Below are 23055 nucleotides of genomic sequence, written 5' to 3'. Positions count from 1 at the left end.
TCACCTTTATTTTAAGTCGGTTATGCGACTGTCAGTTGCCCTGCGTACAGGACGAAAAAACGCAGGAAAAACACGCCAATTAAGCTTGCGCCACTGACCACAATAACCCGAAAAGCTTGGCTACCTTGTTGTTGCCATTTTTTCAACAGGAGGGGAATAACAAAACCAATCCCCACGACGCCAAGCCAGAACCACCACGTCCAGAAACCTCCGCCTAATGCCGCAATTAATGAACGCAGTTTGCCATCATCACCGAGCGCTAACCCCACAAAGAAGGCCGCTAGCAAAAATATCTCTAACCAGACAACGAAGCTTTCTACGCGGTGTAAAAAGACCGTTTCAGGGTTATGAACATTCTTGCGATAGCGCAGGGCGATTGCCAGTAAACTCACCGCCAGTCCCGACGAAATTCCCGAAAAGAGGAATAGAGCCGGTAATATTGGGTTGTTTAAGAACGGATAGGATTTGAGGGCTGATAACAAGAATCCCGTATAAGCGCCTAGTAATACGGCTAAGACTAGCATAGCAATATCTAACCCGCGCATGATGCGACTTAGCCAGCCTAAAACGCGAGGCACTATCGTTAGCTTAGGTAGCCATTTTTGTTGTAACCCAACGAGTTCTTGCTCATAAATTTTAGCCAGCCAAACCACTAACACCGCCATGTAAACTTGGAACAGCATCACCCCCATGGACATCACAGAAGTTGGGCTGTAGTGAAACATCAATTTCCAGAACGTCCATGGACGGGTTAAATGGAAAATGAGGATCAGTAGACCAAGAATAATGGTGGTCGGCGCTAAAATTAGCGTTGTACGCATGATAGTACTATTGCTGGTGGCAGCATTGGGTACATATTGGCGCATCAATACTGCCAGAACCACTAACCCCGCAGAGATACCAATCAAAAACAGGTAAACGGCGATAGGCCAGTCCCAGACTAACGGCTCAAAATGAAAAGCTGAAGTGGTTGTCATTGGCTAACCTCCCCATATTTAAAGGGAACTCGGTACATTTTGGGTTTCGTTCCCAGTGCAATTTTGAATCGATAGGTCGGTTTTTCATGGAGCATTAGTGATACCGCACTGTTTGGATCATCTAAATTACCAAACACCAACGCTTTGGTTGGGCAGGCTTCGACACAAGCCGGTTGTTTCCCTTTTTTGAGATTGGTTTTACGGCAAAAATCGCATTTATCGGCGGTTTTGCTGATGGGATGAATAAATCTGACGCGGTAAGGGCAGGCGGCAATACAGTATTGACAGCCAACGCACAGATCGGGGTTTACATCCACAATCCCCGTGGTTTTATCGATGAATGAAGCCCCTGTAGGACAGACATCGACACAAGGGGCATGTTCGCAATGTTGGCAAGAGTGGCGGAAGAACCGATATTTGACGTCAGGAAATTGGCCGATGGGTTCACTACGAATAATCGTGAGGCGTGATACGCCTTCTGGAACTTGGTTGACTTCCCGACATGCATCCATACAGGCGGTACAGCCGATACACAGTGTTTCATCGTGGATCATGCCATATCGCACCCCGTCAACTTTCATGGTATTGGCGAGAGAATGCCCCGCCACACCGCCTACCGCCGCCAGTGCGCCTGAATAGATTATGAATTGACGACGAGAACAACTCATGGCTGCTCCTTAAGAACATTCACCGCAGCGGGGTTAAAGTTCGGGTTATCTCGCTGATCTGAGTGACAATCCACGCAGATTTTTACCTTACCTTTATCGTTCAGCACTTTCATGGTGTCTTGCTTAGGATGGAGGTCATGACAACTCGCGCAAGCCACTTTGGTCACGTGAACATCGTGGGGCCAAAACGCTTTTTGTAGTTGTTCAGGTAAGTGGCAAGATAAACAGACGCTATTTTGTTGTTCCACGCTGTACATTGGATCATTAAACCGCATGACGTCTTTGACGCCTTCACGGTGATTGGGACCCGGTTTGCCGTGACAATTGGTGCACGTCACCGGCAAATTATTATTCGGGTTAATGACCTCAGCATGAGTGCCATGCATCCCTTCTTTATCGGGTTTATGGCAATCAAGGCAAGCATTGTCTGGATTACGCTGCTGCGTAACTTGCCAACGACCGTCTTTGTTAGCTTCTTCAGCCATTTGTGGTGTTGCTGACGCGGATATCGCCCATAACAAGCCTGACGCCAGCACCCCAGCAGTTAATAACGAACGTAGTACGCTCATATTCACTCCATTGGTTATCGCACCCCAGCGAACTGGGGTGAGTGGTTATTTGGCTAACAGGTCGTTTTTACGAGCTTGTGCATCCCATTCAGGTACCACAGTCTTTAAAAACTCTTGTTTTTCGGCATTAATTTTCTGCATATCCAAGCCGATGGCTTGTTGCGCTTTATCTTTGGTGGAGATATCTGGGATCGCGATTTCATGAGTAATGCCTTTTGAACCCAGTAAACGCGCCAGTTTGGCTCGGGCATCCGCGGCTTTATCCATTGCCCCACCAAGCATACGTAACCCTTCATCTGGTGCATGCATGTGGATACCGTGTGACGCGATAGCTAAATCCCAACGCCACTGCGCATGACGGATATCAGCAAGGATATCTTTCATTTCAGCATCGGTTGCGCCTGCATCCCAAGCTGCTTTAGCTTCAAAGTGAGCGCGTACTAACTGATCTTCCACTTTGATTTTCATCTCTTGGATAGCTTTTTTACGCTCAGCAACGATACTCTGAAGTTGCTCTTTGCTTTGGGTATGACAGCTACTACAGGTTTGTTCAAAGTTATCGAATGGATTACCGATTTTATGGCTGGTATACAGTTCCCCTTTTTCGTTTTGCAGTTTTGGCATGTGGCAGTCAATACAGGTCACATTGTTTTTGCCGTGGATACCTGCGCTCCAAGTTTCATACTCAGGGTGTTGGGCTTTGAGCATTGGGGCTTTAGACAGGGAGTTTGTCCAATCAGAGAAGGCAATGTTGTCGTAGTACACTTCCATGTCTTCGACTTTGGTGCCGTTATCCCAAGGGAATTTCACGGCTTTAGTTTCGCCAGAGAAATAGTATTCAACGTGACATTGACCGCACACCATAGATTGTTGGTCGAAGCGGCTTGCTTTATCGAACGGTTTACCGATAGCTTCCATGGCACGTTCTGCGTATGGGCGAGAAAGAGTGAGTTCAGGCTTACCTTTGGCAAACTCAGGTGAGTCTGTTTTGTGGCAATCTGCACAGCCCAATACGTTGACGACTTCAGGGCCACCTTTTGCCCATTTGCCTTTGAAGTAGCCATCTTCCCCATGTTCCTGAATTAATCGAGCAACGTCAGGGCTTTTACAGCTCCAACATGCCATAGGAAGAGGACCATCTTCAGCATTTTTTGGCGCGCCAGTCCGCAGTGTTTCACGAACATCGATAATCGCATAGGCGTGACCACGAGGTTTGTTGTAGTCACGGGAGAATGGATAACCAGCCCATAAGATGACGAGGCGAGGATCTTCAGCCAGTGCATCTTCTCGTTGTGATTGTTCTGAAGTTGCTCGCCATGAATGGTATTGATCAGGGTGTGCCGCTTCAAACGTTTCGTTTCGAGCGTTGATGGTTGATGTGGAATCTTTTGTTGGAGTTTGTGCCTGTACAGAGGTAAATAGAAATATCCCTGCAAGCACACTCAGTAGGTACAGTGCATTATTTCTTATCTTTGCCATAAGGGCCTCGAGTGTTTTTAAGCCAGCCATCCCATTAGCTGTATTTATTTTTATATTTGATAACAATCGCACTATTGCTATCAGACAATTGCCAACTTATATAATTAGCAAAAAACCACACAAAAAATATTGTCTTTGATCAATAATTAAAATGAGTTTACTTTTTAATCGATGAAAAATAATAAAAATGGAGAAAATTGAATAAATAAAAAAATATTAAACTTTATTTTTTTATGCAGAGTATGGATTAAATCATTAAATAATAATGATTGTTATTTACACCCTTTGGTTTTCATTATCACTCTGATATTTATAATAAATTATATTTTTACTAATACAATGGATTAATAAGTTGGTTAATTTTTGAATTAAAACGTGCGTAAAATCAAAAAAAGTAAATATAGTTTTTTGTAAAAGTGCTCATGATATACCACTTTAGTGGTATATATTTTCATTAATTATAAATTTGACTATTAAAAATAAGGTTTAAATTCGCAAATCATATTTATTAAATGTTAATGAATAATTATAAAACGACCTCAAACTTGCCTTTCTCGATATTTGTACAGTGTCTTCGATGTGAAACGTCAAAGAATGACTATTTTCTTCATAATAACGCCAAAAGTTAGTTTACCTACTAGGTAGTATGTATTTTTGATAGTTAGCTAATTAATATTCACAATAAATAATCATATAAAAAGTACGGTTTATCAGTCTCTTTTAGCAGTTTTTGGTTGGGCAATGTAAAGGAAATAAACATGGTTGATATCACCCGTAGGGGAGTTTTAACGGGGGCTTGGCGTAATGCTGCACCCGTAATTCGACCACCATGGAGTGGTAGCGAAGCACGTTTTATTGAACAGTGCACTCGTTGTAACCAGTGTATCTCGAGTTGTGAAACGGCAATTTTGCAACCGGGTCCTGGTGGCTATCCCATGGTCGATTTTCAGCGTGGTGAATGCACATTCTGTTATGCATGTGCAGAGGCCTGTCCTGAGCCTATATTCCTTCCTCAAAATACCCAGCCTTGGAATATCAAGATTGCCATTGGGCAACACTGTCTGGCGTACAAATCGATTGAATGTCGTCGTTGTGAAGACAGTTGTGAGCCTCAAGTGATCGCCTTTCGTCCATCACTGGCCGGTATTTACCAGCCAAACATTGATATGCAGGGTTGTACAGGTTGTGGCGCATGTGTCGCAGGATGTCCTGTATCAGCCATTACCATGGAGCATGAAGATGCACAATAACTGGCAAGTTTGCAGTTTGATTGTTCAAGTCAAAAGTGAACGCATTCCAGCTGTGACAGATGAATTACATCAAGAACCCAACTGCGAAGTGGCTATTTCCTCCCCTGAAAATGGCAAGTTAATTGTGGTTGTGGAAGGGGAAGACAGCAAAACGCTTTTAGATACTATCGATTTTATCCGTGATATCGATGGTGTATTGGATGTTTCACTGGTTTATCACCAGCAGGATGAGCAATGTGAGGAAAAAGTATGAAACTCAGTCGTCGTAGCTTTATGAAAGCCAATGCGATAGCGGCCGCTGCTGCGGCGGCAGGCGTTGGCGTACCAAGTATTGCGAAAGCAGTGGTTGGTCAGCAAGAAAGCATTAAATGGGATAAAGCGCCTTGCCGTTTCTGCGGTACAGGCTGTGGGGTTTTAGTTGGAACGCAAAACGGACGTATCGTTGCGAGCCAAGGTGACCCTGAAGCTCCTGTAAACCGTGGTCTGAACTGCATCAAAGGCTATTTCCTACCAAAAATCATGTACGGAAAAGACCGTTTAACTCAACCGCTTCTGCGTATGAAAGACGGTGAGTACGATAAAAACGGTGAATTTACCCCAATTACATGGGAAAAAGCCTTTGATGTGATGGAAGAGAAAGTCAAAACCACCCTCAAAGAGAAAGGTCCTGAAGGTATTGGAATGTTTGGTTCCGGTCAGTGGACGGTTTGGGAAGGTTATGCTGCATCCAAACTATTTAAAGGTGGCTTCCGTTCAAATAACTTAGACCCAAATGCGCGTCACTGTATGGCATCCGCGGTTGTAGGCTTTATGCGTACCTTTGGTATGGATGAACCGATGGGCTGCTACGATGATATCGAACATGCAGATGCTTTCGTGCTGTGGGGTTCGAACATGGCGGAAATGCACCCAATTTTATGGTCGCGTATCACCAACCGTCGTCTATCTAACCCTGATGTTCGTGTCGCTGTACTGTCTACATTTAAACACCGTAGCTTCGAATTAGCGGATAACGGCATTGTCTTTACGCCGCAATCAGACTTAGTGATCCTCAACTACATCGCTAACTACATTATTCAAAACAATGCGGTGAATCAGGACTTCCTAGATAAACACGTTAATTTACGTCGTGGGGTTACTGATATTGGTTATGGTTTACGTCCAACGCATCCCTTAGAGCAGAAGGCGAAAAACCCAGGTTCGGATGCCTCTGATCCAATGACATTCGAAGATTACAAAGCGTTTGTTGCGGAATATACCCTCGACAAAACCGCTGAAATGACGGGTGTTCCGAAAGATCAGTTAGAAGCGTTAGCTAAGCTGTATGCAGATCCTAATGTGAAAGTCGTTTCCTACTGGACAATGGGCTTTAACCAGCACACGCGTGGCGTTTGGGCGAATAACTTGGCATACAACCTGCACTTATTGACCGGTAAAATTTCTCAACCAGGTTGTGGACCGTTCTCTTTAACGGGTCAGCCGTCAGCCTGTGGTACTGCGCGTGAAGTAGGGACTTTCTCTCACCGTTTACCGGCCGACATGGTGGTTACCAACGAAAAACACCGTGAAAAAGTGGAAAACGTTTGGAAATTACCTGCGGGAACTATCCCAGAAAAAGTGGGATTACACGCTGTTGCTCAAGACCGCGCATTGAAAGATGGCAAGCTCAATTTCTATTGGGTGATGTGCAATAACAATATGCAGGCGGGTCCAAATATTAATGAAGAGCGTATGCCGGGCTGGCGTGACCCACGTAACTTTATCGTGGTGTCAGACCCATACCCAACCGTCAGCGCACTCTCTGCCGACCTGATTTTACCGACAGCAATGTGGGTAGAAAAAGAAGGGGCATACGGTAACGCAGAGCGTCGTACACAATTCTGGCGTCAGCAAGTGCCAGCACCAGGGGAAGCAAAATCTGACTTAATGCAGATGGTTCTGTTCTCTCGTCGCTTCAAAGCGGAAGACGTTTGGCCGGAAGAATTATTAGCGAAGAAACCAGAATATCGCGGAAAAACCTTATACGACATTCTGTTTGCTAACGAATCAGTGACCAAATTCCCAATTACAGAACTGGCTGCTGACCAGCTGAATGATGAATCTCGTGAACTCGGCTTCTACCTGCAAAAAGGGCTGTTTGAAGAGTACGCAAGTTTCGGTCGTGGTCATGGTCATGACTTAGCGGATTTCGATGCATACCACAAAGCTCGCGGTATCCGCTGGCCAGTTGTGGATGGTAAAGAGACCCAATGGCGCTACAGCGAAGGTAATGACCCTTACGTAAAAGCTGGACAAGGTTTCCAATTCTACGGCAAGCCAGATGGTAAAGCGGTGATTTTCGCACTGCCATTTGAACCAGCCGCAGAAGCGCCAGATGCTGAATACGATTTATGGTTATCCACCGGACGTGTTCTTGAGCATTGGCATACCGGTAGTATGACTCGCCGCGTGCCTGAGTTGCACCGTGCATTCCCTGAGTCCGTGGTGTTTATGAACCCGCTGGATGCAAAAGCGAAAGACTTGCGCCGTGGGGATAAAGTGAAAGTGCTTTCTCGCCGTGGTGAAGTGCTCTCTACCGTGGAAACTCGTGGTCGTAACCGTCCACCAAAAGGTTTGATTTATATGGCATTCTTCGATGCATCTCAGTTAGTGAATAACCTCACTCTGGATGCAACGGATCCGCTATCGAAAGAGACGGATTACAAGAAATGTGCAGTTAAATTGGAAAAGGTGTAATTGCGTATGTCCCAGAAACCGAGTTCCCAGAATAGTCGCCGCCGTTTTTTGCGTGATGTTGCTCGCGCAGCGGGTGGACTGGCGGCTGTTGGTGTGGTACTGGGGCTTCAGCAACAAACCTCCCGAGCGAGCGGAGTGCATCTTCGCCCGCCGGGTGCCTTAGACGAAAGTGCCTTTGCAAGTGCCTGTGTGCGCTGTGGTCAATGTGTGCAAGCGTGTCCTTACGACATGTTGAAACTTGCTACATTGGCGTCTGGCATGGCAGCGGGTACACCGTATTTTATTGCTCGTGAAAACCCGTGCGAAATGTGTGAAGACATTCCTTGTGCCAAAGTCTGCCCAAGTGGTGCGTTGGATAAGGATATTGCTTCTATCAATGATGCTCGTATGGGGCTAGCAGTGTTACTCGACCAAGAGAACTGCTTGAACTTTCAAGGGTTAAGATGCGATGTGTGCTACCGAGTTTGCCCTGTGATTGACGAAGCTATCACACTGGAACTTGAACAAAACCATCGAACCGGTAAACACGCGCGTTTCTTGCCGACTGTGAACAGTAATTACTGTACGGGGTGCGGTAAATGCGAACAAGCGTGTGTGCTTGAGGAATCGGCAATTAAAGTATTGCCACGTTCGCTGGCGAAAGGGGAATTAGGTCACCATTACCGTTTTGGTTGGCTGGAGGGAAACAATGGCAAATCGTAAGCACGATGCCGGACGTGAGGCTCTGGCGAAAAAAGGGTGGTGGGGAAGCCATAAATGGTTGGTATTAAGACGTACCAGTCAGTTGTTAGTGTTAGCCATGTTTTTGAGTGGTCCATGGTTAGGCGTGTGGATCTTACATGGCAATTACAGTAGCAGCTTATTGCTGGATACGATCCCATTAACGGATCCGCTAATTACTCTTGAAAGCTTAGCAAGTGGTTACTTACCGGGGATCTCCGCGTTAATCGGTGCTGGGATTGTTTTCGGGGTGTATGCCCTGTTAGGAAAACGGGTTTTCTGTAGTTGGGTGTGCCCTGTGAATCCGGTCACGGATGCGGCGGCATGGCTACGTCGAAAATTCGAATTCAATCAATCCGCCACGATACCACGTTACATCCGCTATGTTTTGCTGGGTGTCATTTTGTTGGGATCGGCATTAACAGGTACGTTGCTCTGGGAATGGATTAACCCCGTTTCTCTGATGGGACGTAGCTTGATTTTTGGTTTTGGTAGCGGCGCTTTAGTTTTAGTTGCACTTTTTTTATTCGATTTATTGGTCGTGGAACATGGTTGGTGTGGTCACTTATGCCCACTCGGCGCACTGTATGGTGTCGCGGGGTGTAAAGGGGCTTTAGTCGTGACCGCCCATAAAAAAGAGCAGTGTAACCGCTGTATGGATTGTTTCCACGTTTGTCCTGAGCCGCAAGTTTTGCGCGTTCCGGTTCTTGATAAACAAGCCCCAGCACAGATCACGGCGAAAGATTGCACGACGTGTGGTCGCTGTATTGATGTCTGTTCTGAGGACGTTTTTAAAATAACACTAAAATGGAGTTCGGGAGCTAAATCATGAAAAACCCTGTCCTGAAAAGAACTTTAAGCCGTTGGATAGCGGGTATGGCCGTTGTCGTGAGCAGTTTTGCATGGTCGGCGAATGGCGTCGATCTGGCTCAATCACCAGAAGTGTCAGGCACACCAGAAAGTGGCATTCATATTCCTAAAGAGCAGGAAAAAATGGCACTGAACTACGTTAACCAGCCACCGATGATCCCTCACAGTGTTGAAGGGTATCAAATTACCACGAATACAAACCGTTGTTTGCAGTGCCATGGTGTGGAAAATTATCGTACCACTGGCGCACCACGTATTAGCCCAACACACTTTATGGATGCAACTGGTAAAGTATTAGGTGAAGTGGCACCAAATCGTTATTTCTGCTTACAGTGTCATGTTCCTCAATCTGATACTGCGCCGATTATCGATAATACCTTTACCCCATCTAAAGGCTTCGGGAAATAAGGGGCGGATATGACTAATAAAAGTGATAAACCGGGGATCATTCGCCGAGTTTGGCAATGGTGGTGGCGCCCAAGCCGTTTAGCGTTGGGGACGTTGTTGATTATCGGTTTCGTCGGTGGCGTTATTTTCTGGGGCGGTTTCAATACCGGAATGGAAAAAGCGAACACGGAAGAATTCTGTATTAGCTGCCATGAAATGCGTGAAAACGTCTACGAAGAGTATATGGATACCATTCACTATACTAACCGTAGTGGGGTGAGAGCGACATGCCCTGATTGCCACGTACCTCATGAGTTTGTGCCAAAAATGGTGAGAAAAATCAAAGCCAGTAAAGAGTTATACGGTAAGATTTTTGGCGTGATTGATACACCACAAAAATTTGAAGCACATCGCCTAGAAATGGCGCAAAACGAGTGGCGGCGGATGAAGGATAATAACTCCCAAGAGTGCCGTAACTGCCACAACTTCGACTATATGGATTTTACCGCTCAAAAAAGTGTCGCTGCAAAAATGCATGACCAAGCGTTAAAAGACGGAAAAACCTGTATTGATTGCCATAAAGGTATTGCGCATAAGTTACCAGATATGCGAGAAGTGGAACCAGGCTTCTAAGAAATAGGCTAGCTGGCTAATTGAGTCAGCTAGCCTAAGTTGTATTTGTGATAAATCAATAAAATTACGTGGTTTTTGTGTATTGTAGCTATTATTAATGCACAGCATTTTGTGAGATAAATCGGGGCTATTAACTATGTGGAAAAAGCTTCACCAATTAGCAATTCCAATGAACTTATATAGAATATGTGGACGACTGGCTCCATGGTTCATTGTGTTAAGTGTGATCTTTCTGGCGGTGGGCTGGGTTTGGGGCTTTGGTTTTGCACCAACCGATAAAACACAGAGTGATAGCTACCGGATCATCTATATTCACGTCCCCGCGGCCATGTGGTCAATGGGGATTTATGCGACTATGGCTATCACGGCGTTCATCGGTCTTGTGTGGCAGATGAAAATTTCTGAGTTAGCTATTGCTGCAATGGCGCCCGTCGGCGCTGTATTCACCTTTATCGCGCTTGTCACCGGCGCCACATGGGGTAAGCCAATGTGGGGAGCTTGGTGGGTATGGGATGCGCGCCTGACATCTGAATTGATCCTGTTATTCTTATATGTTGGGGTCATTGCCCTGTGGCACGCATTTGATGACCGCCGTACAGCAGGAAAAGCGGCTGCCATTTTAGTGTTAATTGGGGTGATCAATTTGCCGATTATTCACTACTCAGTTGAGTGGTGGCAAACCCTGCATCAACCATCAACACGTATGCAAGAAAGCATTAACCCAGCGATGCGTACACCATTACGTTTAGCTATTCTGGGGTATTTATTCCTGTTTATTTCGTTGACACTAATTCGTCTGCGTAACCAACTGTTAATGTTAGAGCGTAACCGACCTTGGGTACTGGAACTAATGACTAAGCGAGGAAATAGCCATGGGAGGAAATCATAATGAATAGTGCATTTGCCTCTTGGAGTGACTTCATCGCCATGGGTGGATATGGATTTTATGTTTGGTTAGCGGTTGCGCTAACCCTTTTGCCATTAGCAGCATTGTGTATCCATACCTATATTCAACGAAAAATGATTTTTAGCGCGATTGTTCAGCAACAAGCGCGAGAAGCAAGACAAAAAGCCGCTAGAGCGCGCAGGGAGGGGATGTGAATATTCGTCGCCGTAACCGACTGTGGTTGGTTTCATCCATTATTTTAGGTGTTGGGCTGACTTTTTCATTGGTGCTATATGCCTTAAGTTCCAGTATCGACCTGTTTTATACCCCCGGTGAAGTGATTTACGGGAAGCGAGAAACGCAAAAAGTGCCTGAAGTCGGGCAGCGTTTACGCGTGGGTGGCATGGTGATGCCAGGCTCCGTTGTGCGCGACCCAGACTCACTGAAAGTGACTTTTACCGTTTATGATGCGGAAGCCGAAATTGACGTGAGCTATGACGGTATCTTGCCTGATTTATTCAAAGAGGGTCAAGGTGTGGTGGTGCAAGGGGAATTAGAACCGAATAACCATGTGATGGCGAAAGAAGTGTTAGCCAAACATGATGAAAACTACACGCCACCAGAAATTGAGCAAGCGATGCAAGAAAACCATAAACGTCCTGCTGCAATGTATAAGGACAATGCATCATGATCCCTGAGATTGGTAATATCCTGCTGTGTTTAGCATTAGGGGTCTCTGTATTACTCTCTTTTTATCCTCTGTGGGGTGTGGCACGTAATGATGCCCGCCTGATGGCGGCATCTAGACCACTAGCTTGGCTGCTTTTCCTGTTTATCGCAGGGGCATTTTTAGTCTTAATTAATGCCTTTGTGGTAAATGATTTCTCTGTCACTTACGTGGCAAATAACTCCAACACGCAATTACCGATTTGGTACCGTGTGGCGGCAACATGGGGCGCTCATGAAGGGTCTCTATTGCTGTGGGTACTGCTCATGAGCGGCTGGACATTTGCGGTGGCGTTATTCAGTTACCGTATGCCTCTGGATATTGTGGCGCGAGTGCTCGCGGTAATGGGTATGGTGAGCGTCGGCTTTTTGCTGTTTATCATTTTTACCTCAAACCCATTCTCTCGCACCTTGCCCTCCTTCCCGATTGAAGGTCGTGACTTAAACCCACTGCTGCAAGACCCGGGACTGATTTTCCACCCGCCATTACTGTACATGGGCTATGTGGGCTTCTCGGTGGCCTTTGCCTTCGCGATCGCCGCATTACTCAGTGGGCGCTTAGATAGCTCCTTTACCCGTTTTGCACGCCCTTGGACGCTAGCAGCATGGTTCTTCTTAACACTGGGAATTATGTTAGGGTCGGCGTGGGCATACTACGAGTTAGGTTGGGGTGGCTGGTGGTTCTGGGATCCGGTAGAAAACGCCTCGTTTATGCCGTGGTTAGTGGGAACTGCTTTAATCCACTCATTGTCAGTCACTGAGCAGCGAGCCACCTTCAAAGCATGGTCGCTATTATTGTCGATATTTGCCTTCTCACTGTGCTTATTGGGTACATTCTTAGTCCGTTCAGGCGTATTAGTTTCGGTGCACGCTTTTGCTTCTGACCCCGCTCGAGGGCTGTTTATTCTTGCCTTTATGGTGTTGGTGATTGGCGGCTCGCTATTAATCTTTGCAATACGCGGTCATAAAGTACGTTCTAAGGTGAACAACGCATTATGGTCCCGTGAATCCCTGCTATTAGGGAATAACGTGATTTTAACCGCCGCCATGTTGGTGGTGTTGTTAGGCACATTGCTACCGCTTGTCCATAAACAAATTGGTTTGGGAACGATTTCGATTGGTGAACCGTTCTTCAACACTATGTTTATTGCCTTGATGGTACCTTTTGCGCTGTTACTGGGTATTGGACCGCTAGTGCGCTGGGGACGTGATCGTCCTTCGGCTATTCGCAAATTGCTGCTAATAGCGTTAGTGCTGACACTCATTCTCTCTTTCTTGCTGCCTTGGCTAATGCAAGACAGAGTCGAAGCGCTGACAGTGCTGGGCTTAATGATGGCGTGCTGGATTGTTATTTTGGCCTTCGCTGAAATGAAGGTGCGCATCAGTAAAAAAATTAAACTGACCTCAAGCTATTGGGGAATGGTACTGGCCCACCTTGGTTTGGCGGTGACTATCGTGGGGATCGCCTTTAGCCAGAATTACAGTATTGAACGTGATGTGAAAATGAAGCCGGATGATAGCATTGCTATTCGTGGATATACCTTTGTATTTAATGGGGTGCATGAAGCGGATGGGCCAAACTATCAAGGGGTGATTGGTACTATCACGGTGAAAGAGAATGACAAGGTGCTCACCACGTTGCATCCAGAAAAACGTTTTTATAGCACCAGCCGTGCAGTGATGACAGAAGCCGCTATTGATGGCGGGATCACCCGTGATTTATACGCGGCCCTGGGTGAGGAGATCTCCCCAAATGTGTGGACACTGCGTTTATACTATAAACCGTTTGTCCGCTGGATATGGGCGGGTGGCGTATTTATGGCAGTAGGCGCGCTATGCTGCCTGTTTGACTCGCGTTATCGTCGTCGCAAGCTACAAGGGGAAGCTGTATGAATCGCAAAGTCTTTTTAATTCCTTTTGTTATCTTTGCGGCGATTGCTGCCGTTCTGTTATGGCAATTGGTTCGTAATGCGGAAGGGGATGATCCCCGCTTGTTAGAGTCTGCCTTGATTGGTAAGCCAGTGCCTGTTTTCCGTTTGGAATCCTTGGAAAATCCGGGGCAGGAATATGACACTAAGGTACTGATCCAAGGGCAACCTATCTTATTGAATGTCTGGGCGACATGGTGCCCGACTTGCCGTGCTGAGCACCAATATTTGAATCAGTTAGCATCGCAAGGGATCCGCGTTGTGGGGATGAATTATAAAGATGATCGCCAAAAAGCGATCAGCTGGCTGCGAGAATTGGGTAATCCATACGCATTAAGTTTATTCGACGGGCAAGGCATGCTGGGACTTGATCTCGGTGTGTATGGCGCGCCTGAAACCTTCTTAATTGATGGGCAAGGGATTATTCGTTATCGCCACGCCGGTGCGGTCGATGAACGAGTTTGGCAAAACGAGCTGAAGCCGCTGTGGGATCGCTATAGCAAGGAGGCAAATCAATGAAATATGTGATTGCCTTGATGATGTGGGCGCTCAGCGCAGGTGTAAGCTTGGCTTCTACAGAAGTTTTCACATTCGAAAATGAACAGCAAGAGCAGCAATTTCGTAAACTAACGGAAGAGTTACGTTGCCCGAAATGCCAAAACAACAGCATTGCTGATTCTAACTCGATGATCGCTCTCGATTTGCGCCAGAAAGTGTATGAGCTGATGCAAGAGGGGAAAAGCCGCGATGAAATCGTCGATTATATGGTGGCGAGATATGGTTATTTCGTGACGTATAACCCGCCATTAACGCCGCTGACCGTGATGTTATGGGGGATGCCATTTGTGGCTATCGTCGTCGGAGGATGGTTGATTTACGCCCGTTCTAAAAAACGTGTCAGAGCCAGCCAAGTCGCTCAAAACGATGATGACGAGTCGTTGCCTGAAGCGAGCCGTGTGAGTGCTTGGGTGTATGTTCCTGGCATTGTGATAGCGCTGGGTGTTGCAGGTGCTGCGTATTATGAAGTGGGTAGCTACAGCAAAGTGAAAGATTGGAATGTGGCTTATCAGCAAGCGCCAGCATTGTTAGATAGAGCGCTGAATGCCAATGAGCTTCCACTGAATAATGAAGAGATGGAGAATTTGGCTTTAGGTTTGCGTACTCGCCTTCAAGAGGATCCACAAAATATTGATGGCTGGGTGATGCTTGGTCGCATTGGGATGGTATTAGGTAACGCAACCATGGCAACCGATGCTTATGGTCGCGCTTACCGCTTATCCCCTGACGATGATGCCGTCGCATTAGGCTATGCGGAGGTATTAACCCGTTCGTCAGACCCAAGTGATAACCAAGAAGGTAATGAGCTACTCAAAAAGCTGATTGCGAAGAACCGAACTAACGTTAAAGCGCTCAGTATATTTGCGTTTAATGCGTTCGAACAAGGGCGTTATCCCGAAGCAATTTCGGCTTGGCAGATGATGTTAAAGCTGTTGCCTGAGAATGATCAGCGTAGAGCGATTATTGAGCGCAGTGTCGAGCAATCGCTGATGATGCTGCATGAGAAGAAAGAGACACCGGAAGGTAAATAACGCTTTTCAGGGCATCTGGCATTAATGTGATTGAATAAAGGGAGCTTAGGCTCCCTTTATTTTTGATATAAGGATGTAATGTAGTATTGGCGTTCTTTTAAAACTAAATGGTTTTTTAAAATTATATTATTTAGATGTTCTATTATAAAAAAGCGTCTGTATTTTATTGATTTATTATGATTGTTATTTAAATCTATTTATTATCAAAGCATTAAGTAATTTACTAGAGTGACTGATATAAATGATTCTATATATAAATAGATGTTTATATATCTATGTTTTTCATTTCTTAAATAAATGTTGACAGCATGCTATTTTGTTAATTAATTTTAATGCGTAGTTTGTTGAAACTTTATCTTAAATAACACATGAGGTGATCTTTATGGAATTTGTCATTCTTAATGAACGTGTTTCTGCTATTAATGAAGAAAATGCGATGTACAACGAAGATGAATCTATCGAATTAGAATAATAAGTTATATTGAATAGCCGCTAATTGCGGCTTTTCTTAATGGAGGCTAAATATGGATTTTTCGCTACTAAAACCATTAATTAAATGCTCACATCATATTTTAATATCTGATGATGGCGATATTTGCATAGGGGAAATACCTCAAAAGGGTTGTATTATTAAAAGTCCGGAAGGGTGGGTACTATCGTTATTACCCAAACTTGATGGAGAGCATACTATTCCCAGAATAGTAAAGGAATTGAAATCTTTAGGATTTAACGTTGATAAAGAATGTATTATTGAGTTTATTAATAAGCTTAATCAGTTAGGCGTTATTGAAATTTCAGATACTTATTCGGATATTCTTAGTCAACAAGAAATAAATTTATATGATAGGCAGTTATTACAATTTTCGTTAATTGATAGTCAAAAAGTGGGTGGTTTAAAGTACCAAGAAAAACTCAAAAATAGCCGAGTTTTGATTCTAGGTATGGGAGGATGGGGTACGTGGTGCGCAATGCAGTTAGCTATGTTAGGTATAGGCACATTGAGGTTGGTAGACGGTGATGTGGTTGAGCTTTCTAACTTAAATAGACAAGTTCTTTATACTTTTGATGATATTGGAAGCGCAAAAGTTGAAGCTGCTGAAATAGGTATTAAACGGCATAATAGATATACCAAGGTTGAGAAGTACAATGAGTTTGCAACGATAGATAGAGATCGGTTGATGGAAGTTTTAGATGGCGTAGATGTCATTTTAATTGCATGGGCTAGTTTAGGTTATTTTAAAAAAAATACAGTTGAAGGTGTTATTCATGATATCGCCCATGAAAAAGAAATACCGGTAATTGAATTGGGGGGAGATCCTTTAGACATTTCAGTTGGACCTATTTATTTAAATGATGGGTACAATTCAGGCTATCATGCGGTAAAAAATAATATTAGAAATAAATTCTATAGCCAGAATCATGAAGTTGAAAAATTTCAATTAGCAAGAATGAAACACCAGTTTTTAAATGGCAAGAGAAAAGTAAACGCTTGGCAAAGTACGCCATCTCTTGCGGTCATGTCAGGATTAGTAACAGACCAAATTGTTAAGTTAATTACTGGCTATGATGATGTGGTATTGAAAAATAGGAAAATATTCTTTTCGCTAAGAGACTTTAAAATGACTGAGGAGCTTTTGTGAGGGAAATTCATAAGTTAACTAATAGTTTTAATAACAAAGGATATGTTCAGTTTCCTATCGAACAATACTTTTCAGAGTTAGATAAATTTTATGATGATTTTCTTGATATTAATGATGCTGAATGGTCATTTATTATAAAAAATAAATTTGCTCCAGTGGATTACTATAAAAATAAGCACTCTAAGCTTGAGATAGAACAAGAAAGAGAAAAAGCACTACAAGAATATCACCAAGGGAATTTTTGCTATTCATTTAAGCGAATAACTGATAACCAACAAAGAAAGTCAGTGTCATCTTTTTTAGCGATTAAGACCTTTTTAGATAGCACAGAATTCAAATCCTTTCTGTCTGAAATAACGAAAAAAAGTATCAATACATTATCGCTATGTTATTTAAGCTGGTTTGATTTAGGGGATTTCCTAACCACACACTGCGACTCAGGTTCCTGCATTAATATTGTCATTAACTTTACGAAAGGTTGGGAACATAACCATGGTGGCTTGACTTTTATTTTGGATAAACAGAAAGAAAACATCATAGAAGCATTAGTACCAACGTATTTGAGTACATTAATTATTGATACGGGAGAAAAAAGCATTCCCCATTTTGTCTCAATGGTGAGTTCGGTAGGTGTTAGAGGCTCTAAAAGAATGGCGGTGGTTGCTCGATATGACGCATAAAAATACGGTCATTATATTTGCAGCGATAATATCTATACTGTGGGGGATGGGGTTTCCGATCTCGAAAATCGGTATTGGAATTGTTGGGGCATGGGTATTCCGATTCTATTCCTCATTGATAGCTTTGCTGGTGCTGTTATTTGTATTTTTCTTTATATACAAAAAGCAATTTATAGTGAGTCATTTTATTCGTTGCATTCCTCTTGGCATTTTAAATATGTTCCTCGTGCCAATATTAAACAACATTGCGCTCCAATTTACGGACTCCGTTAAGGCATCGGTATTGGTCTATACCATGCCAGCAATAACGTCTTGCTTTGTGATGATAAGCCAGCGGAAGATAATCTTGAACTCGTTGGTTGTCTCGGTACTTTGTGGGCTTGGAATTCTGTTTTTTACCTCATTTGATGCGATGAGCTATGGTGAAGTGATTATATTGTTGAGTGCATTTGCATGGGCGCTAGGAACCTTTCTATCAGGACACATTGCCGTCAGCGTTGATGTTTTTTCAAAGGTGCTTTATCAAAATATCACTTCATTTTTGATTATATTGATTTTTACGATGTTTCTATCTGTCAATTTAGATCTGACAAGCTATGGATTGAGTTACCATAGATTGATGACGGAATTGCTGATTCCCGTGATTTTTATCGGTGTAGCAAATGGGGTATTAGTTTACATTTTATGGTTTTACATGATTGATAATGGCGGGGCTGAACTATCGTCTTATTCGATTCTTATTTCACCGATGATGAGTGTGCTTATTTCGTATTACTACTTAGGTGAAGCAATAAACGTGAATATGTTGATTGGAATGGTTTTGATTTTTACTAGTGTTGCTTTAGTCTTTTTGAAGAAGAAAAACTAACGGGTACATTTTACCAATATTAATTAACTCTGTATTGCTTAACCCAAGTTAGTTAGTTTTTTTGTCAGGCTTGCGAGCTGCATTTTGCCTTAACAATAATGCCAAAAAACAATAACAATAAGCCTCTTATTAAGATACAATCTGCGCCCATCTATAGGCTATGAAACACCGGAAAACCGTTGCATTTACGTCACGCGATTCGACAATTTGCCGCTTACCTTGCCTTACTCGCTGTTGCGATGTTGTTCGTTGCGCCATTGATTTCAAAATCAATGTCACACATGAACGATTGCTCAATGGGGCATGGGGAAATGGCGGAGCATTCGATGCAGCAGCATCAAGAAATGCCATTGTCTGAACATTGCGAAGATGGCGGTGCGATGAACCATATGCTGATGACGGGAATCGGGCAATCACCGATGGAAGACATCGCGTGTGGTTACTGCCAACTACTTGCTCACTTCCCATTTTTGATTTTATTTGTTGCTGCGGTGATCCGCCAATTAGCAACCCTCGCTATCTTTGTTCCTTTCGAACGTTGTATTCAATTACGAATTTTCCGTCCTTGGTCATTACAGCTAGCTCGAGCACCTCCCACATCCTATTGATTCTTATTTCTTTATTTAACGTAATTTAAAACTGCATTTTGTCTTCAATGGACAAAACCACTTCGTTTATCCTGAAATTGAGCTTCATCTTCAGGAGGCTAGGCTGTTTTTCAAAAAAAAGCTGAGTGGTCATTAACTCCTTGAGCCAATAGCAGTAAGAAACAGATAAAAATAGGCTAAAAATGAACTCAATTAATTTTAAATTTGCACCTGTGACTGCGCTGGTGATTTCGGCTATCGCATCAACATCCACTTTCGCTAAAGAAGAAAATCAAAACTCAATCACCGATAGCTCAGTGATGATTGTCACCGCGCCAGTGGACTCACCGTTAACTATTTCAACATCGCCGAAAACCCCAAGACAGCCAGTACCTGCGAGTGATGGCTCTGATTACTTGAAAACAATCCCCGGTTTTTCCCAAATCCGTAACGGTGGCACAAATGGCGACCCTGTTTTTCGTGGCATGTTTGGTTCTCGTCTTAAGATCATGACGAATGACAGTGAAATGTTGGGAGCGTGTCCTTCCCGTATGGATGCGCCGACATCCTATATTTCACCGGAAAACTTTGACTTGCTCACCATGGTGAAAGGTCCACAAACCGTATTATGGGGACCTGGAAACTCGGCGGGAACGGTGCGTTTTGAGCGTGAAAAACCTATCTTTACCAAGGGGGGCATTCAAGGTAATGCGAGTGCATTGACGGCATCGAACCAGCGTTGGGATGCTAATGCGGATGTGAGCTTGGGCAATGAGAAAGGCTATGTACGCCTGACGGGCAATAAATCTCGCTCTAATGACTATAAAGATGGTAACGGGAACAAAGTACCGTCTAAATGGGATAAATGGAATGCGGACGTTGCAGTAGGCTGGACGCCAGATGAATACACATTATTCGAGCTTTCCGCAGGGAAAGGTGATGGTGAAGCGCGATATGCAGGGCGAGGAATGGATGGCTCTCAATTCAAGCGTGAAAGCTTAGGATTACGTTTCGAGAAAAGCAATATCGGTGAGGTATTCGATAAAATCGAAGGGAATGTTTACTACAACTACGCCGACCATATTATGGATAACTATTCACTGCGTAGCCCAACGAGCACAATGGGATCTGGCGGTGGGCATATGGGCGGTGGCCATGGCGGGCACGGTATGATGATGAATATGCCAATGAAAATGCGTGTTGACCGCGAGACGATGGGCGGTCGAGTCATGGGGACGTGGTTATGGAGTGATTATGAGCTGCGTGCTGGTGCAGATATGCAGATTAATAAACACCGTAAAAACAGCAATAATAGCTGGAAAAAAGATGCTGAATTCCAAGATTATGGGGTATTTAGTGAGGTCACTTGGACGGCGAGCGAGCAAGGTAAGGTGATTGGTGGTGGACGTTTAGACCGCGTATTGGTGGATAATTACACCGATGTAGGGTCATCCGGTCGTAACACAGTCATGCCAGCAGGGTTCGTTCGCTATGAACATGCATTACCTGAAACGCCAGTGATGTTATACGCAGGGGTAGGATATACAGAAAGATTCCCAGATTATTGGGAGTTATTCTCGCCAAAAATGGGTCCGAATGGCAGCAAAAATGTTTTCGACAACGTGAAAACCGAGAAAACGACACAGTTAGATATTGGTGCGAAATACAATGATGATAAAGCCAATGCATGGATTTCTGCTTATGTAGGGCGCGTTGATGATTTTATTTTATTCCGCTATAGCCCAACTAACGCCAGAATGAGCCAAGTTGAAAACGTCAATGCGATGATCATGGGCGGTGAAATGGGCGTCGCTTATCAGCTGAGTGATGAGTGGAAAGCCGATGCAAGCCTTGCGTATTCTTGGGGAAAAAATAGAACTGATGGACGTGCACTGCCTCAAATGCCACCGTTGGAAAGCCGTTTAGGCTTAACGTGGGAGAAAGGTGATTGGACAACGACGGGGTTGGTGCGCATGGTGAGTCGCCAAGATCGCGTGGCAATCAACGAAGGTAACGTTGTCGGAAAAGACTTCAGCGAAAGTGCAGGCTTTACAGTATTTTCGATGAATACTGCATACCGTATTAATGAAAGTGTAAAACTGAGTGCGGGTGTTGATAACTTGTTTGATAAAACCTACAGTGAGCACTTGAACTTAGCAGGTAATAGCGGATTTGGTTATTCGTCCAATAGCCCTGTAAATGAGCCAGGTCGAACATTCTGGGGTAAATTGAACGTCACGTTCTAATTTATTCAGTACTGAATGAAGCTAACAACCCGTGTAAAAGCGGGTTGTTAGTTTTTATGTAATCACAGGAATATAGTAATTCAGCTCTTGGATGTAAGTATGAGGGTGGCTAGTAAAATCCTCATAAGTTGGCGTTGATTTTAAAACATAATGTTCGATATCAGCGCCTAAGCCGCGAGCAATATCCATCTCGGCGAGCACTTTTCCATAAACGGTATAAATAATGTCGTTATAGTCAGTACCTTGTAAGTTACCGATAAATTTAATTTGCAAATAATTGCCGGCAGGCACCATCAATTTTTTAGTAAATGGTGGCATAACATCAAGATCGTTTTCATCAAATGCAGTGGAATAGAGGAAGCGGCCTTCTTCATCGGAGCTTTTATCAACTCCGTGGATAGCATACAAGTTTTTGGCAACAATCTTGTTTTTATCTAAAAAGTTTTTCCAATACTGGCGTCGTAACTCTTCAGTTTTTAAGTTCCACTCGTTAATGCCTTGTGTGTAGCGATGAGTCATTCCTACTAAGTGGATCTCTTTCAACTCAACTAATTCCACATGAGCTTCAAGCTCTTTACTTTCACGCAGAGGAAGGCAGAACCCTTCAATATGCCAGCCTGAGCGTTTACGATATTCTGAAGGCGTTACACCAAATTGTTTCTTGAATGCACGGCAAAAAGTTTGTTGAGAATCAAATCGATAACGTAGTGAAATATCCATGATGCTATCGCTTGTTAAACGTAAAGCAACCGCAGAACAGGATAAACGACGAGCGCGAATATAAGCACCTAACGCAAGACCTGTTTGGGCTTTAAATAATCGTTGAAAGTGCCATTTAGTGTATCCAGATTTATCAGCCACGGTATCAAGGGAGAGCCGTGACTCTAAATTTTGTTCGATCCAGAGAATAATTTCCCTGATAACACTTTCTTGTAGCATGGTTACCTTTCCAGTCACTTTTACAACAGGCGTTATTATTAAGCGCCAAATCTGAGCATTAAAGTTAGATAAAACTCATCGTAATTGAACATAGGATAGCATGTCTACTGGCAATTTTTTTATATGCAATGTGAAGTTAGGTAAGTTTTAATTGGGTTTTTACACTCGAAATGATGGTTGGTTAGGCTATTAAACAGAGGTAACGTATTAGGAATACGCTGAATTTTTTGATAGTCTACAGCGCATTTTTTGTTAACTCAGTCTTTATGCAAAGAAAATACTATTCATATAAATAGAATTAAAGTGTTTAACAAATGAATAGAATTAAAGCAAATATTCAATAGGTTACTCGATTCAGTTGGTGTGAATATAATTCAATTATCATTCATTAATATTCATATTTTGTATGATAAAATGAGTTATTTGAGAAAAGTTAAATAAATGATAAAAAATTATTCTGATAGTGATAGATGATTTAGTCAGTTATTATTATGATATTGCATGTTGTTTAAGTGAATATGTCATTAGTAGATGATTTAAAATATAAGAATAAATTTAAGTATATAAACGTAAGCTATCATTATTTGAAAAAAGTTAAGATAATCCTTGATCATTGTTTTTGTGATTTTGTAATATAGCTATATGCTGCAGACCATCATTAAATGAGTAATTAAATT

General features: G+C 43.5%; 24 protein-coding genes. 19 read left to right on the top strand and 5 right to left on the bottom strand.

Features of this window, described 5'->3' with window-relative positions; all coding sequences use genetic code 11:
* Positions 1-20 precede the first annotated feature (20 nt).
* From nrfD to nrfA, 4 genes are read right to left on the bottom strand one after another with little or no spacing between them, the layout of a single operon-like run.
* Positions 21-977, bottom strand: coding sequence for a cytochrome c nitrite reductase subunit NrfD (gene nrfD, locus HFU86_RS14445; protein ID WP_187129533.1), 957 nt, complete (start codon positions 975-977; stop codon positions 21-23).
* Complete coding sequence (gene nrfC, locus HFU86_RS14440) at positions 974-1645, bottom strand: cytochrome c nitrite reductase Fe-S protein (RefSeq protein WP_108478307.1); 672 nt, start codon at positions 1643-1645, stop codon at positions 974-976. Before nrfC ends, nrfD begins: the two co-directional genes overlap by 4 nt.
* Positions 1642-2214: a cytochrome c nitrite reductase pentaheme subunit gene (gene nrfB, locus HFU86_RS14435; protein ID WP_036952108.1), complete on the bottom strand. Its 573-nt coding sequence runs from the start codon at positions 2212-2214 to the stop codon at positions 1642-1644. The genes nrfC and nrfB overlap by 4 nt, the downstream gene beginning before the upstream one ends.
* Before the next feature lie 45 nt (positions 2215-2259).
* Positions 2260-3693, bottom strand: coding sequence for an ammonia-forming nitrite reductase cytochrome c552 subunit (gene nrfA / locus HFU86_RS14430; RefSeq protein ID WP_036952243.1), 1434 nt, complete (start codon positions 3691-3693; stop codon positions 2260-2262).
* A 758-nt stretch (positions 3694-4451) separates the two neighbouring features.
* Here nrfA and napF point away from each other — a divergent pair.
* The 19 genes from napF to HFU86_RS14335 all read left to right on the top strand — a co-directional run bounded on the left by napF (position 4452) and on the right by HFU86_RS14335 (position 21439).
* Positions 4452-4943 (top strand): ferredoxin-type protein NapF, encoded by a 492-nt coding sequence (napF, locus tag HFU86_RS14425; RefSeq protein WP_154638098.1) that lies wholly within the window; start codon positions 4452-4454, stop codon positions 4941-4943.
* A complete protein-coding gene (napD, locus tag HFU86_RS14420) occupies positions 4927-5196 on the top strand; it encodes a chaperone NapD (RefSeq protein ID WP_006660695.1) in 270 nt (89 codons plus the stop codon). Before napF ends, napD begins: the two co-directional genes overlap by 17 nt.
* Entirely contained in the window at positions 5193-7679 is a 2487-nt protein-coding gene (gene napA / locus HFU86_RS14415) for a nitrate reductase catalytic subunit NapA (RefSeq protein WP_132496677.1), read from the top strand. The genes napD and napA overlap by 4 nt, the downstream gene beginning before the upstream one ends.
* 6 nt (positions 7680-7685) lie before the next feature.
* Complete coding sequence (napG, locus tag HFU86_RS14410) at positions 7686-8381, top strand: ferredoxin-type protein NapG (RefSeq protein ID WP_036952102.1); 696 nt, start codon at positions 7686-7688, stop codon at positions 8379-8381.
* Positions 8368-9231, top strand: a complete 864-nt coding sequence (gene napH / locus HFU86_RS14405; protein WP_187129532.1) for a quinol dehydrogenase ferredoxin subunit NapH — start codon at positions 8368-8370, stop codon at positions 9229-9231. The genes napG and napH overlap by 14 nt, the downstream gene beginning before the upstream one ends.
* On the top strand, positions 9228-9677 hold the full coding sequence (napB, locus tag HFU86_RS14400) for a nitrate reductase cytochrome c-type subunit (protein WP_036952098.1): 450 nt from the start codon (positions 9228-9230) through the stop codon (positions 9675-9677). The genes napH and napB overlap by 4 nt, the downstream gene beginning before the upstream one ends.
* Positions 9678-9686: 9 nt before the next feature.
* Positions 9687-10289 carry a cytochrome c-type protein NapC gene (napC, locus tag HFU86_RS14395; protein WP_036952097.1) on the top strand — a complete coding sequence of 201 codons (603 nt, stop codon included), beginning with the start codon at positions 9687-9689 and terminating at the stop codon, positions 10287-10289.
* A 136-nt stretch (positions 10290-10425) separates the two neighbouring features.
* Positions 10426-11178 carry a heme ABC transporter permease gene (locus tag HFU86_RS14390; protein ID WP_132496675.1) on the top strand — a complete coding sequence of 251 codons (753 nt, stop codon included), beginning with the start codon at positions 10426-10428 and terminating at the stop codon, positions 11176-11178.
* Positions 11178-11390 carry a heme exporter protein CcmD gene (gene ccmD / locus HFU86_RS14385; protein WP_036952095.1) on the top strand — a complete coding sequence of 71 codons (213 nt, stop codon included), beginning with the start codon at positions 11178-11180 and terminating at the stop codon, positions 11388-11390. The genes HFU86_RS14390 and ccmD overlap by 1 nt, the downstream gene beginning before the upstream one ends.
* Positions 11387-11866, top strand: a complete 480-nt coding sequence (ccmE, locus tag HFU86_RS14380; RefSeq protein WP_036952093.1) for a cytochrome c maturation protein CcmE — start codon at positions 11387-11389, stop codon at positions 11864-11866. Before ccmD ends, ccmE begins: the two co-directional genes overlap by 4 nt.
* Positions 11863-13794 carry a heme lyase CcmF/NrfE family subunit gene (locus tag HFU86_RS14375; RefSeq protein WP_187129531.1) on the top strand — a complete coding sequence of 644 codons (1932 nt, stop codon included), beginning with the start codon at positions 11863-11865 and terminating at the stop codon, positions 13792-13794. The genes ccmE and HFU86_RS14375 overlap by 4 nt, the downstream gene beginning before the upstream one ends.
* Positions 13791-14348: a thiol:disulfide interchange protein DsbE gene (gene dsbE, locus HFU86_RS14370; protein WP_187129530.1), complete on the top strand. Its 558-nt coding sequence runs from the start codon at positions 13791-13793 to the stop codon at positions 14346-14348. Before HFU86_RS14375 ends, dsbE begins: the two co-directional genes overlap by 4 nt.
* Positions 14345-15418, top strand: coding sequence for a cytochrome c-type biogenesis protein CcmH (locus tag HFU86_RS14365; protein WP_187129529.1), 1074 nt, complete (start codon positions 14345-14347; stop codon positions 15416-15418). The genes dsbE and HFU86_RS14365 overlap by 4 nt, the downstream gene beginning before the upstream one ends.
* A 382-nt stretch (positions 15419-15800) precedes the next feature.
* Positions 15801-15890 (top strand): pantocin A family RiPP, encoded by a 90-nt coding sequence (locus tag HFU86_RS14360; RefSeq protein ID WP_071992151.1) that lies wholly within the window; start codon positions 15801-15803, stop codon positions 15888-15890.
* Positions 15891-15942: 52 nt separating this feature from the next.
* Positions 15943-17058, top strand: coding sequence for a ThiF family adenylyltransferase (locus HFU86_RS14355; RefSeq protein WP_187129528.1), 1116 nt, complete (start codon positions 15943-15945; stop codon positions 17056-17058).
* Positions 17055-17738 carry a hypothetical protein gene (locus HFU86_RS14350; protein WP_222717617.1) on the top strand — a complete coding sequence of 228 codons (684 nt, stop codon included), beginning with the start codon at positions 17055-17057 and terminating at the stop codon, positions 17736-17738. Before HFU86_RS14355 ends, HFU86_RS14350 begins: the two co-directional genes overlap by 4 nt.
* Entirely contained in the window at positions 17728-18606 is an 879-nt protein-coding gene (locus HFU86_RS14345) for a DMT family transporter (RefSeq protein WP_187129527.1), read from the top strand. Before HFU86_RS14350 ends, HFU86_RS14345 begins: the two co-directional genes overlap by 11 nt.
* A 179-nt stretch (positions 18607-18785) precedes the next feature.
* A complete protein-coding gene (locus HFU86_RS14340; RefSeq protein WP_187129526.1) occupies positions 18786-19214 on the top strand; it encodes a DUF2946 domain-containing protein in 429 nt (142 codons plus the stop codon).
* Positions 19215-19396: 182 nt separating this feature from the next.
* On the top strand, positions 19397-21439 hold the full coding sequence (locus HFU86_RS14335) for a TonB-dependent copper receptor (protein WP_187129525.1): 2043 nt from the start codon (positions 19397-19399) through the stop codon (positions 21437-21439).
* A gap of 54 nt (positions 21440-21493) precedes the next feature.
* Here the strand turns inward: HFU86_RS14335 and HFU86_RS14330 are convergent, their stop codons facing one another.
* A complete protein-coding gene (locus HFU86_RS14330) occupies positions 21494-22378 on the bottom strand; it encodes a helix-turn-helix domain-containing protein (RefSeq protein WP_132496667.1) in 885 nt (294 codons plus the stop codon).
* Positions 22379-23055 lie beyond the last annotated feature (677 nt).

The sequence above is a fragment of the Providencia sp. JUb39 genome, from assembly GCF_012272845.1.
Lineage (GTDB): Bacteria > Pseudomonadota > Gammaproteobacteria > Enterobacterales > Enterobacteriaceae > Providencia > Providencia lanzhouensis.
Note: the sequence above shows the minus strand (reverse complement) of the source record. Positions and strands in the feature narration are given on the sequence as shown.